The 16,990-nt window shown below is 71.0% G+C and carries 13 protein-coding genes and 1 pseudogene; 6 read left to right on the top strand and 8 right to left on the bottom strand.

Annotated elements, in window-relative coordinates:
• Positions 1-2 precede the first annotated feature (2 nt).
• From ABIA32_RS18690 to ABIA32_RS18670, 5 genes and pseudogenes are all read right to left on the bottom strand, one after another.
• Positions 3-308: a hypothetical protein gene (locus ABIA32_RS18690; RefSeq protein WP_370096526.1), complete on the bottom strand. Its 306-nt coding sequence runs from the start codon at positions 306-308 to the stop codon at positions 3-5.
• A 148-nt stretch (positions 309-456) separates the two neighbouring features.
• The gene (locus ABIA32_RS18685) at positions 457-1,557 is read right to left on the bottom strand and encodes an ROK family glucokinase (protein WP_370096524.1); all 1,101 of its coding nucleotides are present in this window, start codon (positions 1,555-1,557) and stop codon (positions 457-459) included.
• Positions 1,554-2,018: pseudogene (locus tag ABIA32_RS18680) on the bottom strand (ATP-binding cassette domain-containing protein); the annotation flags it as partial. The gene ABIA32_RS18685 and the pseudogene ABIA32_RS18680, both read right to left, overlap by 4 nt.
• 203 nt (positions 2,019-2,221) lie before the next feature.
• A complete protein-coding gene (locus tag ABIA32_RS18675; protein WP_370096523.1) occupies positions 2,222-3,799 on the bottom strand; it encodes a PucR family transcriptional regulator in 1,578 nt (525 codons plus the stop codon).
• A gap of 241 nt (positions 3,800-4,040) precedes the next feature.
• Positions 4,041-6,065 carry a M3 family metallopeptidase gene (locus ABIA32_RS18670; protein ID WP_370096521.1) on the bottom strand — a complete coding sequence of 675 codons (2,025 nt, stop codon included), beginning with the start codon at positions 6,063-6,065 and terminating at the stop codon, positions 4,041-4,043.
• A 262-nt stretch (positions 6,066-6,327) separates the two neighbouring features.
• Between ABIA32_RS18670 and ABIA32_RS18665 the strand changes: the two genes are divergently transcribed.
• The 6 genes from ABIA32_RS18665 to ABIA32_RS18640 all read left to right on the top strand — a co-directional run bounded on the left by ABIA32_RS18665 (position 6,328) and on the right by ABIA32_RS18640 (position 14,996).
• A complete protein-coding gene (locus ABIA32_RS18665) occupies positions 6,328-7,233 on the top strand; it encodes a xanthine dehydrogenase family protein subunit M (protein ID WP_370096519.1) in 906 nt (301 codons plus the stop codon).
• Positions 7,230-7,718 carry a (2Fe-2S)-binding protein gene (locus ABIA32_RS18660; RefSeq protein ID WP_370096517.1) on the top strand — a complete coding sequence of 163 codons (489 nt, stop codon included), beginning with the start codon at positions 7,230-7,232 and terminating at the stop codon, positions 7,716-7,718. Before ABIA32_RS18665 ends, ABIA32_RS18660 begins: the two co-directional genes overlap by 4 nt.
• Before the next feature lie 38 nt (positions 7,719-7,756).
• Positions 7,757-10,081: a xanthine dehydrogenase subunit D gene (gene pucD, locus ABIA32_RS18655; protein WP_370096598.1), complete on the top strand. Its 2,325-nt coding sequence runs from the start codon at positions 7,757-7,759 to the stop codon at positions 10,079-10,081.
• Positions 10,082-10,364: 283 nt separating this feature from the next.
• Positions 10,365-11,846: an NCS2 family permease gene (locus tag ABIA32_RS18650; protein ID WP_370096515.1), complete on the top strand. Its 1,482-nt coding sequence runs from the start codon at positions 10,365-10,367 to the stop codon at positions 11,844-11,846.
• 79 nt (positions 11,847-11,925) lie between these two features.
• A complete protein-coding gene (locus ABIA32_RS18645; protein ID WP_370096513.1) occupies positions 11,926-13,092 on the top strand; it encodes an XdhC family protein in 1,167 nt (388 codons plus the stop codon).
• 230 nt (positions 13,093-13,322) lie between these two features.
• Positions 13,323-14,996, top strand: coding sequence for a peptide-N4-asparagine amidase (locus ABIA32_RS18640; RefSeq protein WP_370096511.1), 1,674 nt, complete (start codon positions 13,323-13,325; stop codon positions 14,994-14,996).
• Positions 14,997-15,038: 42 nt separating this feature from the next.
• On the opposite strand, the gene ABIA32_RS18635 is transcribed toward ABIA32_RS18640, so the two are convergent.
• The 3 genes from ABIA32_RS18635 to ABIA32_RS18625 all read right to left on the bottom strand — a co-directional run bounded on the left by ABIA32_RS18635 (position 15,039) and on the right by ABIA32_RS18625 (position 16,972).
• Positions 15,039-15,302, bottom strand: a complete 264-nt coding sequence (locus ABIA32_RS18635) for a hypothetical protein (protein WP_370096509.1) — start codon at positions 15,300-15,302, stop codon at positions 15,039-15,041.
• A gap of 46 nt (positions 15,303-15,348) precedes the next feature.
• Positions 15,349-16,098: an IclR family transcriptional regulator gene (locus tag ABIA32_RS18630; RefSeq protein ID WP_370096507.1), complete on the bottom strand. Its 750-nt coding sequence runs from the start codon at positions 16,096-16,098 to the stop codon at positions 15,349-15,351.
• A gap of 85 nt (positions 16,099-16,183) precedes the next feature.
• Positions 16,184-16,972, bottom strand: a complete 789-nt coding sequence (locus ABIA32_RS18625; protein WP_370096505.1) for a VOC family protein — start codon at positions 16,970-16,972, stop codon at positions 16,184-16,186.
• Between the last annotated feature and the right edge of the window lie 18 nt (positions 16,973-16,990).

The raw sequence follows: 16,990 nt of genomic DNA, 5'->3' as shown, positions 1-16,990 counted from the left end.
CCTCAGTGCCGGCCGGGGGCGCGGCGGGTCCTGTTGTGGTGGATCCACAGCCGGAAGGCCATGACGAGGAGCACAGTTATCGGCACGAACGCGACCGTGGCGAGCGTCAGCACGACGGCGGGCGACCGGTGCAGCAAACGCGGCATGTTGTCGAGGAGGAACGCGAGGCAGAACAGGCCCATGAAGGCGGCGACTCGCCGGGATCGAACACGATCAGATCGGCTCGGCCGACAGGCGAGCCAGCCGGCGATCCCCATCAGCGCGACGTAGAGCCAGACCAGAGCCCACTCCATCGTGTTCATGCTCATACGGTGCGGGCTCCCTTTGGTGGACGTTCCGGGCGAGTATGACAGCTCCTTCTCGCAGGTCATCGGTCCGATCAGTCGGCGTCTTCTTGCGGTCATACCGCCGCTTCCAAAGCCCCCGCACAGCCGGGCGACAGCTCAGAGCCGCAGTTCAGCGTTCGATCGGGGTCCACCATTGGACGCGGCGGCGGCCGACCCCCGTCCGTTCGGTGCGCTGGACGCGTTCGACGCGGCTGCGCTTTACCGTGCGGAAGCGTCGGGCGCGGCCGCGGGCCAGGTCCGCGGCGCCGATGAGGCCGGCGGTGTTGCCGAGGCGGGCGCCGACGACGACGGCCTCCGGGCGGAAGCCGCGGCCAGTGAGGTTGCGGCGGTAGGCCTCGCGGGCGGGGCCGAGCAGGAGTTCGCCTGCCGCGGATACCCCGCCGCCGATGACGAAGCGGCCAGGGTCCAGCGCGGCGGCGAGGTTGGCCAGGCCGTGGCCGAGCCACTGGCCGATCTCCTGGAGGAGTTCGATCGCGCAGGGGTCGCCGTCCTGGGCGGCCTCCGTCACCAACGGGCCCGTGATCGCGGAGACATCACCGTCCACGCGGTCCAACAGCGGCTGGGCGACCGGCGATTCGGCCGCCGCGAGCTCCCGTGCCTCTCGCACCAGCGCGTTCCCCGACGAGTACTGCTCCCAGCAGCCCCGGTTGCCGCACGGGCAGCGGTGTCCGCCCGGAACGACCGTCATGTGGCCGAACTCCCCCGCCATCCCGTACCGGCCCCGCTCCAGTCGCCCACCCCGCACGATCGCGCCGCCGATGCCGGTGCCGAGGTTCACCATCACCAGGTGCTCCTCCCCCGCGCCCGCGCCGAAGCGCCATTCCGCCCAGGCCGCCGCGTTGGCGTCGTTCTCGACGACGACCGGCAGCCGCAGCCGGTCGCTCAGAGCCTCCTGCAGCGGCTCGTTGCGCCAGCTCAGGTGCGGCGCGAAGAGCACGCGGGCGCGCTGGGCGTCCACGAAACCGGCCGCGCCGATGCCCACCGCGTGCACGTCGTGGCGGTCGGCGAGCGCGAGCACCAGCTCGGTGATGACGTCCTCGACGACCTTCGGGCTCTTGCTGCGGTCCGGCGTCTCCGTGCGGATCTGCTCCAGGATGCGGCCCTCGCCGTCCACCACGCCCGCCGCGATCTTCGTGCCGCCGATGTCGATACCGACGGTCGGCAGGCGCAGCGCCGTCCTGCGGACGTACTCGGCGTACTCGTTGCTCAACTGACGTCCATTCCTGTCGTGCCGGTCCCGTCGTTGTTGCCACGCGTCGCCGGGCGGTCCAGCTCGTGACGGAGCTCGGCCAGCTCCTCGCCGCCCGCCATCCTGCCCCGCTTGAGCAGCAGAAAGCGATTCCCGACGAGATACGCGTGGTGCGGGTTGTGCGTGATCAGCACGACGCCCAGCCCTGCGTCACGCGCGGCGACGACGTACGTGAGCACCACCCCGGACTGCTTGACGCCGAGCGCCGCCGTCGGCTCGTCCAGGACCAGCACCCGCGCGCCGAAGTGCACCGCCCGCGCGATGGCGACACACTGCCGCTGGCCACCCGAGAGCGTGCCGATGGGCTGGTCCACGCCGGCCGGCTCGATACCCATCCGGGCCGGCTCCTCACGCGCCGTCTCGCGCATCCCCGCGTGGGTGACCATCGCGAAGGTCCAGCGCGGCGTGGTGACCGCTGTCCCGCCCGCCCCCGACGCGTCGGCGGCGGCGCGCTGCTCGGCGCGCAGACCGCCGGTCGCGCTGCAGGCGGCGGCGCCGAACAGGAGCAGCACCGCGAGCAGCGTACGGAGTGGCATGGTCCCAGTCTGCGGGCGCGCCGGGCGCGGTGCCGCACCCGTTCACCCAGGTGGGTGGCGGCCCGTCAGGTCGAGATTCAGCTCAGGGTTCAGCTCAGTTCCAGCGCGAGGAAGAAGTCCACCCGGTCCTCGAGCTTGGACAGGTCACGGCCGGTCAGCTCCTCGATCCGGCCGATCCGGTAGCGCAAGGTGTTGACGTGCACGTGGAGCGCCGCGGCGCAGCGGGTCCAGGAGCCGTCGTAGCGCAGGAACGCCTCCAGCGTGCGGACCAGATCCGCCTGGTGCTCGAGGTCGTAGCCGATGACGCGGTCCAGCAGCCGCGAGCGGAACGCGCGGCGGACCTCGTCCGGCACGGCCGCCAGCAGCAGCACGTGCGACGCCAGCTCCTCCGGCCCGGCGACGCAGATGCGGCCCACGCGCGCCGCGGCGATCCTGCGTGCGTGCCGGGCCTCCTCCAGCGCGCCGCGCAGTCCGCCGACACCGACGGCGGGCGCGCTGACGCCGATCGTCAGCCGGCCCTCGGGACCGAGGCCCGCGTCGAGCGGCGCGAAGAGATCGACGAGCACGTCGGCGGCGGTACGGCCCTCGACGGGTTCCGGCAGCAGCACGACCGCGCCGAGCCCGCCGCCGCCGACCAGCGCGCGGTCGTCCAGGCCGGTCACCGCCTCCACCACGGCCTCGCGGGCGTTGCCCTCGGCCAGTCCGTGGCTCTCGACCGAGACGACGACCCAGCTGGTCGGGAGCGGATGGTCGGTCAGCGTGCCGTCGGTGAGCGTCATCGCGTGTGCGGCTTCGAGCGCGCGCAGCAGCTCGTCGGGCGCGGCGTCGCGCTGGAGCAGCGCGATCATCTCGTCGGCGAGGCGGGCCCGCAGTGTCCGACTCTCGTCGCGGCGCAGGCGCTCCGCGGAGACCAGGCGGGCGAGGTTCTCGGCGAGCTGCTGCCGCTTGGCGGTCCAGTCGGTGACGTCGCCCTCGATGGCGAGGATCCACTGCGCGAGCGCGGCGCCGCCCGCGACCGGCAGCAGCGAAAACTGGCGGTCCCCGACGCGCGCCCGGCTGGACGGCGTGCTGCGTCTGCGCTGGGCGTCGAGGTGCGCGCGGGCGAGCGCCTCGCGCTCGCCAGGGTCGAGCCGGGCGGCGGGCCCGGCGACGACGCGGCCGGTGGGCGTGAGCACCCAGCAGTCGAGGTCGACGTCCCCGCCGAGCAGTTCCAGCACGGCGTCCAGCCCGGCGCCGCCCGCGGCGGAGACGAGCATGCGGTGGCGGTCGACGAGCGCGGAGAGGTCGGCGGCGCGGTCTGCGGAGACCTGTCGGACGACGTACTCGGTGACGGACCCGAACGCGACGTCCTCACCGACGGCGAAGAGCGGCAGGCGGTGCCGTTCGCAGGCGTCGACGAGATCCTGCGGCACCGGCCCGACCTCGGCCTCCCCGGCGGCGAGCCCTGCGGCGCCGCCGGCGGCGAGGAAGCGGACGAACCGCTCGGAGTCCTCCGGCTCGTACCGCCAGAGCATGCCGGTGAGCACGAGCTCACCCCCGTGGAGGTACCGGCTCGGATCGCGCAGGTCCGTCGTCATCACGCCGGTGACCACGCGGTCCAGCTCGCCACGTCCGGCGAGGAGCCGCAGGGGCGGTGCGGTGGGAGCGAGCAGCGCGCCGATCCGCACGTCGGGTACCTCCGGAAAGTCGGCAAACGGGATGTTTTCCGCTGCACGGTACCCGACGGAGCGTGACGCGCGTCGAATCGACGTCTCCGCCGAGACAGCCAGTTGCACTACCCCAGGGGCGCGGGGAACTGCGCGACAAACCACCCAGGGCGCGGGGCCACCGAACGAGCAGGGCCATCCGCACAGGGTGGTTGCTCACGCAGTTCCCCGCGCCCGTAGGTAGTGCAACTAGCTCATCTGCCTAGCCCTGAAGTCCGCGGCGGGCCAGAAGGGGCTGAATCTCCGGGGCACGGCCGCGGAACGCGGCGAACGCGCCCATGGGGTCCACGCTGCCGCCCCGGCTCAACAGCTCGCGGCGGAAGATCTCACCGCTCTCGCGGATCGACTTGCCCTCCTTGAACCACTCCACAGTGTCCGCGTCCAGCACCTCGGACCAGATGTAGCCGTAGTACCCCGCCGCATAGCCGCCGGCGAAGACGTGCGCGAAGTAGCCCGTCCGGTAGCGCGGCGGGATCGCGTCGACCGCCAGCCCGAACCGGGCCAGCGCCGCCGCCTCGAACGCCTCCGCGTCGCCCGCGCCCTCGCCGTGCGGCGTGGTGTGCCAGGCCCAGTCCAGCAGCGCGGCGGCCAGATACTCGACCGTGCGGAAGCCCTCGCCGAAGTTCTGCGCCTCGCGCATCCGCGCGACCAGTTCGAGCGGCATCGGCTCGCCCGTCTCGACGTGGCGGGCGTAGTTGGCCAGCACCTCCGGCCAGTCCGCCCACATCTCGTTGACCTGGGAGGGGTACTCGACGAAGTCGCGCGGCACCTCCGTGCCCGCGAGCGAGGGGTACCGTACGTCCGAGAAGAGGCCGTGCAGCGCGTGACCGAACTCGTGGAAGAGCGTGTTCACCTCGTCCCAGGTCATCAGGGCCGGCTCGCCCGCCGGCGGCTTCGCGACGTTCAGGTTGTTGACCACCACCGGGCGGTGCCCGAGCAACCGCGACTGCTGGACCAGCTCGTTCATCCACGCGCCTCCGCGCTTGGACTCGCGGGCGAAGAAGTCCCCGACGAAGAGCCCGATCGGGCTGCCGTCGCCCTCGTTGACCTCGAAGACGCGCGCGTCCGGGTGGTAGGCCACCAGGTCCGCCCGCTCGGTGAAGGTGATCCCGTAAACCAGCTCGGCGGCGTGGAACACGCCCCGCTTCAGCACCGACTCCAGCTCCAGGTACGGGCGCATCGCCGAGCCGTCGATGTCGAAGCGCTCCTTGCGGACCCGCTCCGAGTAGAACTGCCAGTCCGACGCGGCGATCGCCGCCGCACCCGCCGACTCGGCCAGCGCCGCGCCCTCGCGCTCCGCATTCGCGACCGCCGGGGCGACCAGGCGGCCCAGCATGGACTCGACGGCCTCGGTGGTCTTCGCGGTCTGGTCGGCGACCTCCCAGGCCGCGTGCGAGTCGAAGCCCAGCAGCGCGGCCCGCTCCGCCCGCAGCGTGGCCATCTTCACCGCGAGCGGGCCGTTCGTGTCGATGCCCCGGGCCAGCGAGGCCTCCAGCAGCCGGGCGCGCAGCCCGGGGTCGGTGAGGGCGGCCAGCTCGGTCTGGTTGGAGAAGTTCTTCAGACTGAGCACGTACTTGCCGTCGTGCCCGAGCGCCTTGGCGTTCTCCGCCGCCGCGGCGATCTCGTCCTCGGGCAGCCCGGCCAGCTGCTCCGCCGAGTCCAGCACGAGGGCCGCCGCCCGGGTGTCGGCGAAGAGGTTCTGCTCGAAACTGGTACCGAGGACGGCGAGCTCGGAGTTGAGCTCCCGCAGCCGCGCCTTGCCGGGCTCGTCCAGCTGCGCGCCGCCGCGCACGAAGCGGGCGCGGTGGTGGTCGACCAGGCGCACGGCCTCCGCGTCGAGGCCGAGCTCACCCGCGCGTGCGTGGACGGCGTCGATCCTGGCGAAGAGGGCCGGGTCGAGCTGGATCGCGTCGGTGTGCGCGGCGAGGCGCGGGCTGATCTCGGCATCCAGCTCGCGCAGCGCCGCGCTGGAGTCGGAGGAGGTCTTGTTGAAGAACACCAGAGACACACGACGCAGCAGCGCACCACTGCACTCCAGCGCGACGAGCGTGTTCTCGAAGTCGGCAGGAGCCGGGTCGGCCGTGATCGCGGCGACCTCGGCGAGCTGCTCGGCCATGCCCGCCTCGAAAGCGGGCAGGTAGTGGGCCTCCTCGATCGCCGCGAAGGGCGGCAGCTCGTAAGGAAGCGTGCTGGGCTGCAGGAAGGGGTTCGGCGAGAGCTGAGTCACAGCGCAAGACACTACGCCCAGGGGTGTCAGCCCTGCCTACCCATTTCGCGGAACGCGGAGGAGCACAGCGCGGGTGGAGAACACCCCGGAAAAGTCAACCAGAGGTCCCGACCCGTTCGCCATCCGTTGGAGAAAAGTACAGCCCTATGGGTGGCGTCGCGTCCGCACCTTCATGTCATCAGTGACTGACGGCACAAGGCGTGGGACTTGTGTACTGCTCACACCTCTCCCACGAAGAACGACGACTGAAGGAGTCACCCGCATGGAGTTCCTGCGGCCCGCCAACTGGGACGAGGCACTCGCGGCGATGGCTGAGAACCCGTCCGCACTGCCGATCTCCGGTGGCACCGATGTGATGGTCGAGCTCAACTTCGACCGCCACCGCCCTGCCGCCCTCTTGGACCTGAACCGGATCAGCGAGCTGACCGAGTGGGAGTCCGGCACGTACGAGGGCCAGGAGGGCGAGGTGATCCGCCTGGGCGCCGCCGTGCCCTACACCCGGATCGGCAACGAGCTGAGCGTCCAGCTCCCGGGTCTCGCCATCGCCGGCAACACGGTGGGCTCCCCGCAGATCCGCAACCGCGGCAGCGTCGGCGGCAACCTCGGCGGCGCGTCGCCGGCCGGTGACGCCCACCCCGCGCTGCTCGCCGCCGGCCGTGACGTCTTCGTCGAGGCAGCGTCGGTGCGCGGCACCCGCCTGATCCCCATCGACGAGTTCTACGTCGGGGTCAAGCGCAACAGCCTGGAGCCCGACGAGCTGATCCGCGCCGTGCGGATCCCGGTGGCCGACGGCCCGCAGCAGTTCTCGAAGATCGGCACCCGCAACGCGATGGTCATCGCGGTCTGCGCCTTCGGCTTCGCACTGCACCCCAAGAACGGCACGGTCGGCACCGGCATCGGCTCCGCCGCGCCGACACCGCGCCGCGCCGCGGAAGCCGAAGAGTTCCTGGCCGGCGAGCTGGCCGAGCGCGGGCTGTGGCAGTCCGGTGGCCTGATCGGCCCCGCCGCCATCCAGCGCTTCGGTGAGCTGGTCTCCGCCGCCTCCTCCCCGATCGACGACGTCCGCGGGTCCGCCGCCTACCGCCGCCACGCGCTGGCGGTCATGGCACGCCGCACGCTGACCTGGGCCTGGAACGAGTACGCGCAGTCCCTGAGGAGCGCAGCATGAGGGTGACCTTCAACGCCAACGGCCGCGAGGTCGAGGCGGACGACGTCTGGGAGGGCGAGAGCCTCCTGTTCATGCTCCGCGAGCGTCTGGGCCTGCCGGGTTCCAAGAACGCCTGCGAGCAGGGCGAGTGCGGCAGCTGCACGGTCTACCTCGACGGCGCCCCGGTCTGTTCCTGTCTGGTCGCGGCCGGCCAGGTGCAGGGCCGTGAGGTCCGCACCGTCGAGGGTCTGGCCGACCCGGAGACCGGCCTGGACGACGTCCAGCAGGCCTTCGTCGACGCCGGCGCCGTCCAGTGCGGCTTCTGCACTCCGGGGCTGCTCGTGCAGACGCACGACCTGCTGGAGCGCAACGTGCAGCCGAGCGACAACGACATCCGCGAGGCCCTCTCGGGCAACCTGTGCCGCTGCACGGGCTACGAGACGATCATGGACGCGGTCCGCCTCGCCTCCGCCCGCAAGTGTTCGAGGTCGGAGGTGACCCAGTGACCACCCGCGCCCCCCGCGTCGAGAAGAACCTCCAGGGCATCACCACCGCCCACCCGGACGGCATCGGCGGCTCGCCGCTGCGCCCGGACGGCATCCTCAAGGTCCGCGGCGAGTTCGCCTACTCCTCGGACATGTGGCACGAGGACATGCTCTGGGGCATGGCGCTGCGCTCGCCGCACGCCCACGCGCGCATCCTCTCCGTGGACACCTCCCAGGCGATCAAGCACCCCGGCGTCTACGCGGTGATGACCCACGAGGACATCCCCGGCGCCAAGTTCTACGGCCTGGAGATCCAGGACCAGCCGGCGCTCGCCATGGACAAGATCCGCTACCACGGCGAGGCTGTCGCCATCGTGGCCGCGGACCACCCGGAGACCGCCCGCCGCGCCCTCGCCAAGATCAAGGTCGAGTACGAGGTGCTCCCGACGATCACCACCGAGGAGCAGTGCCTCGACCCGGAGACCTACGGGTACGTGCACGAGCCCTCTGAATACAAGGGCCACGCCTCCGGCAACGTCGTCCACTCGCAGAAGGTGATCTCCGGCCTCGGCGTCACCGACGAGGTGCGCGCGATGGCCGACGTCGTCGTCAAGGGCGACTACGTGGTCGGCATGCAGGACCAGGCCTTCCTCGGCCCGGAGTCCGGTCTGGCCGTGCCCGCCGAGGACGGCGGCATCGACCTCTACATCGCGACCCAGTGGCTGCACGTGGACCGTGAGCAGATCGCCCCGGTGCTCGGCCTGCCCGAGAACAAGGTGCGGCTCACCCTCGCGGGTGTCGGCGGCGCGTTCGGCGGCCGCGAGGACCTGTCGATGCAGCTGCACGCCTGCCTGCTGGCGCAGCGCACCGGCAAGCCTGTCAAGATCGTGTACTCCCGCGAGGAGTCCTTCTTCGGGCACGTGCACCGCCACCCGGCCAAGATGACCTACGAGCACGGCGCGACCCGCGACGGCAAGCTGGTCTACTGCGAGGCCAGGATCGTGCTGGACGGCGGCGCCTACGCCTCCGCCTCACCCGCCGTCGTCGGCAACGCGGCCTCGCTCGGAATCGGCCCCTACGAGGTGCCGAACGTCAACATGTTCGCGATAGCGCTCTACTCCAACAACCCGTCCTGCGGCGCGATGCGCGGCTTCGGCGCGGTCCAGGCCTGCTTCGCCTACGAGGCGCAGATGGACAAGCTGGCCGCCGAGCTGGGCATGGACCCGGTGGAGTTGCGTCAGCTCAACGCGGTCTCGCAGGGCTCGATCATGCCGACCGGCCAGGAGATCGACTCCCCGGCCCCGGTGGCGGACCTGCTGCGCCGCGTCAAGGCGTTGCCCCTTCCGCAGCCGCTGGACACCACGCACCTGGACATTCGCGAGATCCCGGGCGCGCTGTCCAACACCTCGCACGGCGAGGGCATCGTGCGCGGCGTCGGCTACGCGGTCGGCATCAAGAACGTCGGCTTCTCCGAGGGCTTCGACGACTACTCGACCGCCCGGGTCCGCCTGGAGGTCATCGGCGGCGAGGCGGTCGCGATGGTGCACACGGCCATGGCCGAGGTCGGCCAGGGCGGCGTCACCGTCCACGGCCAGATCGCCCGCACCGAGCTGGGCGTCGAGCGGGTCACCATCCACCCGGCCAACACCGAGGTGGGCTCGGCTGGTTCGACCTCCGCCTCGCGCCAGACCTACATGACCGGCGGCGCGGTGAAGCTGGCCGCCGAGGCGGTCCGCAACGAGCTGCTGGCGCTGGGCCGCAAGCGCTACGGCTGGACCAACACCGATCTCTCGCTCGTCGGCGGCAAGGTGGTCTCCGCCTCGGCCGGCGTGCTGGTCTCCCTCGTGGACCTGCTCGGCGACACCGTCATCGACTTGACCCGCGAGCACCACCACCGCCCGACCGTCCCCTTCGACAAGGAGACCGGGCAGGGCTTCGGCCACGTCCAGTACACCTTCTGCGCCCACCGCGCCGTGGTGGACGTGGACGTGGAGCTGGGCCTGGTCAAGGTGGTCGAGCTGGCAGCGGCGCAGGACGTCGGCAAGGCGCTGAACCCGCTCTCGGTGATCGGCCAGATCCAGGGCGGTTCGACGCAGGGCCTCGGCCTGGCCGTCATGGAGGAGATCGTCGTCAAGGACGGCAAGGTCAGGAACCCTTCCTTCACCGACTACCTGATCCCCACCATCCTGGACACTCCGCCGCAGCCGGTGGAGATCCTGGAACTCGCCGACGAGCACGCCCCGTACGGGCTGCGCGGCGTCGGCGAGGCCCCCACTCTCTCGTCCACCCCGGCGGTCGTGGCAGCGATCCGCCAGGCCACGGGGCTCGCGCTGAACCGGGTTCCGGTACGGCCCGAGCACCTGACCGGGACCGCCGAGAGCTGACGAGGGCTCACAGACCGCCCCGGGGTGAGGCACACCATGTCAGGTCTTCCCGCGCCCCACCCCGGGGCTGCACCAAACGCACCAACGCACCAACAGCACGACAAGTAAAGAAAGTTCACGATGTACCCCGCACCAGCCAGTACGCCGCCTTCGCCGAGGCGCGCGCACAACGGCAGCAGCACCCGCAAAGAAGCGCGCCGCACCGTCCCCAGTTTCCCCGCCTAGAGGGTCACCAAGGCCGGCCGCTCCACCCCAACCCCCTTCGAAACTTGGGAGTGGAACCGTGACCCAGATCTCCACGGAACCCAGTGTCACCCCTCCCGGCGGCCCCACCCTGCCGCCGGAGCTGAAGCCGAAGAACGCCCTCGACGGCTTCTTCAAGATCTCCGCCAGAGGGTCCACCCTCGCCGGCGAGGTCCGCGGTGGTCTGACCACCTTCATGGCCATGGCCTACATCCTGTTGCTGAACCCGATCATCCTGTCGGTCGCGGACGTCAACGGGAACCATCTCAGCCATGCCCAGGTCACCACCGCCACCGCGCTCGCCGCGGCCGTGACGACCATCCTCCTCGGCGTCGTCGGCAACGCGCCGCTCGCCGCGGCCGCCGGACTGAGCGTGTCCAACACGCTCGCCGCGGTGATGGTCCCGCATATCACCTGGCCACAGGCGATGGGCCTCTGCGTGATCTATGGGGTGGCCATCGTGCTGCTCGTCGTGACCGGTCTTCGTGAGAAGATCATGAACGGCATACCGATGGCCCTCAAGCACGCCATCACCATCGGTATCGGCCTCTTCATCGCACTCATCGGCCTGGTCAATGCGGGCTTCGTCTCGCGCTACCCGGACGCCGCGCACACCGACACCCCGCTCCAGCTCGGCATCAACAACAACCTTCAGGGCTGGCCGGTCCTGGTCTTCTCGATCACGCTGCTGACGATCTTCATCCTGCAGACCCGCAAGGTCCCCGGGGCGATCCTGATCGGCATCATCGTCGGCACCGTGCTGTCGATGATCCTCAACGCGGTCCTGACCATTCCGGCCGACGTCTGGGGCCTGTCCGCGCCCAAGTGGCCCGGTAACCCGGTCGCCTCACCGGACTTCGGTCTCTTCGGCCACGTGGACCTCTTCGGCGCCTTCGGCAGCCGCGGAATGGGCGCGCTGAGCGCCGGCTTCGCGGTCTTCGCGCTGGTGCTGGCGGGCTTCTTCGATGCGATGGCGACCATCATCGGCATCGGCACCGAGGCCGGCCTGGCCGACGAGCAGGGCCGGATGCCCGGTCTGTCCAAGGCGCTGTTCGTGGACGGCGCCGGCGGCGCGATCGGCGGCCTGACCGGCGCGTCCGGCCAGACCGTCTTCATCGAGTCGGCCACCGGCGTCGGCGAGGGCGCCCGCACCGGGTTCTCCTCGGTCGTCACCGGCCTGGTCTTTGTCGCGATGCTCTTCTTCACCCCGCTGGCCGGCATGGTGCCCGGCCAGGTCGCGGCGGCGGCACTGGTCGTCATCGGCTCGATGATGCTGGCCCAGGCCCGCCACATCGAGTGGGCGGACCGCGAGGTGGCCATCCCGGCCTTCCTCACCATCGCCCTGATGCCTTTCACCTACTCGATCACCGCCGGTGTCGGCGCGGGCGTCATCGCCTACTGTGCCATCAAGGCCGGACGTGGCCGCTGGCGTGAGCCGGGCGTGCTGATGTGGGGACTGACCGCGGTCTTCCTCGTCTACTTCGCCCTGCACCCGATCAAGGAATGGCTCGGCATCCACTGAGCCGTCCGGCCGGGGCGGCCGTCCTTCGCGACGGTCGCCCCGGCCCCACCGCTATGTGCGATTCGTAAGGAGCGCCCCGGTGCAGGACATCGCCGAGCAACTGAGCAGCTGGCACAGTGCGGGCCGTTCCTTTGCCGTGGCCACCGTCGTCTCGGTGTCCGGGAGCGCTCCGCGTGACCCGGGCGCCGCGTTGGCCGTGGACGCGGACGGCGAGGCCGTGGGCTCCGTCTCCGGCGGCTGCGTGGAGGGCGCGGTCTACGAGCTGTGCCAGGAAGCGCTCGAATCCGGCGAGCCGGTGCTGCAGCGCTTCGGCTACAGCGACGAGGACGCCTTCGCGGTCGGCCTGACCTGTGGCGGGATCATCGACGTCTTCGTGCAGCCGGTCACCCCCGGCGCCTGTGACGGGATGGACGCGGGCCTCGCCTACGTCCGGTCCGGGACGCCGGTGGCGCTGGTCCGCTGCATCAGCGGCCCGGCCCAACTGCTCGGCGCGACGCTCGCCGTCACCGCCGACGCCCACCATGGAACGCTGAACACCGCGGCGGGCCTCGAAGATTCGGTGGTGCTGCAGGCCCGCGCGATGCTGGACGCCGGCCGCACCGGGCAGCTGACGCTGGCGCTCGACGGCCATGCTTGCGACCCCAACTCGTCGAACGCCGCGGTCTTCTTCGTCGAGTCCTCGGTGCCGGCCCCGCGCATGATCGTCTTCGGGGCGATCGACTTCGCCGGCGCCGTGGCCAGGATCGGCAAGTTCCTCGGCTACGACGTCACCGTCTGCGACGCCCGCCCGGTCTTCGCGACCGAGCGCCGTTTCCCCGAGGCCGACCGGGTCGTCGTCGACTGGCCGCACCGCTACCTCGACGCCGAGGCCGAGGCAGGGCGGCTCGACTCGCGTACCGCGCTGTGCGTGCTGACGCACGACGCCAAGTTCGACGTGCCGCTGCTGGAGCGCGCGCTGCGGATGCCGCTGGGCTTCGTCGGCGCGATGGGCTCCAAGCTCACCCATCTGGAGCGGCTGGACCGGCTGCGCGAAATCGGCCTCACCGAGGTCGAGTTGCGTCGGCTCCGCTCCCCCATCGGCCTCGACCTCGGCGCGCGCACCCCGGAGGAGACCGCCGTGGCGGTCGCCGCCGAGATCGTCGCCCACCGCCGCGGCGGCGGCTGCCTGCCCCTCAGCGCCCACGACGGACCGATCCACCACGACGTGCACAGCGCGACGGCGGAGGAGCCGCGCCGAATTGCGTGAGCGCTCAGGCCCTCAGCCTGCCTGGCAGCTGTCCGGAGCCGGTCCGCTGCCGCCTCCCGCCCTGACGGCGCGAATCCAGGCGTGAATGTCCGGGCCCGCCGCCCTCTGCTGGTCGCCCGCATCGAGACACCGTCCCACCAGGCCATCTGTCACGCCCTCTTGTGCGGGCACCGACAACGGTGCAAGGTCCCACCCGTACCACCCAGTCAAGATCGACGGGAGGCGAGCGTATGCGCATCGCGGGCGTGCTCGGAACAGCGGCCCTGCTGTGTGCTGCCCTGCTCGGCACGGGAACAGCCCATGCCGACGGAGGGCAGATCGAGACCAGCTACCAGAACCCGGTCACCGCACTGCCGCCGGTGAGTCAACCGGCGACACCGCACTGCACGGTGACCGCCATGCAGAACGACTTCGGCAACACCATCTCCTCCCCCGCCTGGAACGGCACGGTGACGCCACCGGCCGACTGCCCGGGGCCGTGGAACAAGGTCGTGCTCAACTGGTCGGGCAGCGTGCAGGGCCGGCAGTACGACCGGCTGGCCGGCGTGTGGATCGGCGGAGCCGAGGTGCTGCGCACCAGCACGCCGGAGCCGACGCAGGCGGGGATCAGCTGGAGCCTGGAGAAGGACGTCAGCGCCTTCATCCCGCTGCTGCGCACGCCGCAACCGATCGCGGTCTCGCTCGGCAACGTCGTCAACAGCACCTACACCGGCGTCTACCACATGAAGCTGACGCTCACCTACTACCAGGCCGACCGCCACTACCCGGCGGCGCACACCGCCGACGCGGTCCTCCCGCTCTCCGCGTCGACCACGGACGCGGGTTGGACCTACCTCAACCCCGGCCAGTCCTCCTCGAAGACGGTCACCCTCCCGCGCAACCTCACCGGCGTGCAGATGGAGCTCTACGCCCGCGGCGGCGGCTGCGACGAGCAGTGGTTCACCTCGGTGCCGGACGACCTGGCCGCGAAGTATCCCAACTACCTCTGCGGCGGCGGCCCCTACCGCGAGGTGCAGGTCTCGGTGGACGGACGTCCGGCAGGGCTGGCGCAGCCGTATCCGGTCGTCTATTCGGGCGGCATCGTGCCGACCCTGTGGCGGCCGATCCCGGCGGTGGACCAGTTCGTCACGCAGGCCTACGGGATCGACCTGACGCCCTTCGCGGGCCTGCTCGTCGACGGCAAGCCGCATACCCTCACGGTGACCCCCTACGGCGCGGCGGACGGCTGGATCGTCGACAGCACCCTCTTCCTGACGACGGATCACCATGCCACCCAGACCAGTGGCGCACTGACGAAGGACACCCTCTCGCTCTCCCCGGCCGTCACCACGACGGAGACGGCGGGCGCGGGCGACACCACCGACGTCAGCGTCAGCGCGCAGCGCGACTGGACGACCTCCGGCTACCTGGACACCTCCGCCGGCCGCATCCGCACCACGGTCGAACAGCACGCCCGCTACCTCAACACGGACGCGGTCTCCGCGGCCGGGCAGCGCCAGGTCATGTCCCAGCAGGAATCGGGAGCAACGACGGTCACCACCGGCCGTGAGCACGGCCCCACGACGGCGACCAAGCACGAGTGGTCCTACCCGATCACCGTCGACTCGGACGTTCCCCTCTACACGGACGGCAACAACTACTCCCTGGCGGCCACCGTCCACCAGGTCCGTGTCCTGACGGACAGCGTCCGCCACGGCGACTCCCCCTGGCGGCAGACGGACTTCACCAACGACTCCGTCCACTCCACCGCCGTCCTCGCCCGGACCAACGGCGTCGTGACGGCCGCCGACGGCACCGCCTCCGAACACTGGCTCGGCACCACCGACACCGGCGCCTGCTACGACCACACGATCCACGCGGCGCACGGCTATGTGACGTCAGACCAGATCGGCTTCTGCGACTGACCCGTGGTGCGGCGCCCCGAACTCCCGGGCGCCGCACCCCTCTCACGCCTCGGAGTCCAGAGGCACCCATGCCTGGACGGCATCGAAGGACTCGAGGGAAGCCACCACACCCTCAAGTTTCATCGGCCCGGGCCCCAAACCGCTGGCGTTCTCCAACTGTGCGTACATCGCCCCAACGTTGATCATCGCGTCCGTGTCACCGCTCTCCGCGGCCTCGGTCCACAGAGCGGCGGCGATGTCGAATCGGCGTGCGGCGCGGGCCGTCATGAAGACCAGACCTCGACGTCTGTCGTCCGCGAGGGTCACGGCCTCGTTCCAGACGTGGTCAGGAATGGTCGAGAGGGGCAGCGGCTCAGACCGTGAGGGCCAGCAGCACCGGCGCCGCCTTCGCGGCGAGGGTCTCGGCCGCGTCCTTGAGGCGGTAGGCCTCCTCGACCGGGAGGGAGAGCGCCAGGCAGCCGACCGCGCTGCCCGCGGTGACCGGGACGGCCGCGCAGACCGTGCCGATGGCGTACTCCTGGAGATCCAGCATCGGGACGGTGGTCGGGTGGCGGTCGAGGCGCTGGAGGAGCATGCCGGTGTCGATGCTCGTGCGCGAGGTGAAGCGCGCCGCCGGGTGGCGGGAGAGATGGTCGCGGCGGCCGTCGTGGTCGAGCTGGGCGAGCAGGCACTTTCCGATCGCGCTCGCGTGGCCGGTGGCGCGGAAGTCGACCCATTCGTGGACGCTCGGCGTCATCGGGCCGTCCACCACGGCCTGGACCGCCACCTCGCCGTCGGTGTAGCGGCTGAAGTAGACCGCAGCGCCCAGCTCGTCGCGCAGCGAGGCCAGCTTGGCGACCAGTCGCGACTGCACCAGCTGCTCGCGGTTGCCCTGACCGAGCATCGCCAGCGCGCCGCCGAGGACATACGCGCCGTCGTCGAGGCGCTCCAGGTAGCCCTCGCGGACCAGCGAGCGCAGCAGGCGCCGCGCGTGCTCGACGGAGAGCTGTACTTCCTCGGCCAGCTCGTCGGCGCTCGCGCCGAAACCCCTGCGGTCGACGGCCTCGAGCAGCCGCAGGGCACGTTCCACCGAGCTCCGGTGAGTGGGGTTCTGCGCAGCCATGCTCACCAGACTAGCCGTCAGCGGGCCTGGTGAGCATGGGTTGTGCGGTGTTCGAAGACTGTTCAGCCAGAACCCCGCGGCGGAGCTACTCCGGCTGCACGGCCAGCTTGAGCATGCAGAACACCGCTCCCCACGGGTCCTGGACCGCCGCCATCCGGCCCGGCGGAATATCCATCGGCGGGACGACGACGGTTGCCCCGCGCTTGACGGCGGCGTCCACGGTGGAGTCGGTGTCGTCGACGCAGAACCAGGTCATCCAGTGCGGGGGGACCTCGGGCGGGAAGTTGCTTCCCATGTCCTGCAGGCCGCCGACCGTCTTGCCGCCGACTTCGAGGCCGAAGTAGCCGGCCATCTGCTCCATCGGCACGGCCTTGATGTCCATCGCGGCCTCGTAGAACGCAGCGGCGGCCGGCACGTCACGGGTGTTGCACTCGTTCCAGCACAGCGACCCGGGCTCGTTGACGGCCACGGCGCCGAAGAAGTCCTTGTGCCCCCAGACCCCGAAGACCGCGCCGGTCGGGTCGGCCGCGACCAGCATCCGGCCGAGCGTGCCGACGTCCATCGGGGGGAACATGAGCGTGCCGTGGGCGGCGGTGATCTTCGCAGCGGTCGCGTCGGCGTCGTCGCTGGCCAGATACGTCGTCCACACGTGTGGCGGTGCGGGCTGGCCCTCCATGGCCATGGCGGGGCCGATGCCGCAGACGGGGCGGCCGCCCAGCTCCATCACCGCGTAACCGCCGAACTCGGCGGGGCCGGGCTCGCCCGCCCAACCGAATACGTCCTTGTAGAAGTCGAGTGCGGCCTGCTGGTCCTTGGCCATCAGGTCGACCCAACAGGGTGTGCCAGGTGCATAGGGTGCGCTAGTCGTGGACATGCTTCTCCTCCGGAAGCG

The sequence above is a fragment of the Streptacidiphilus sp. MAP12-20 genome, assembly GCF_041262525.1.
Taxonomy (GTDB): domain Bacteria; phylum Actinomycetota; class Actinomycetes; order Streptomycetales; family Streptomycetaceae; genus Streptacidiphilus.
This window is presented reverse-complemented; position numbering and strand designations above follow the sequence as displayed.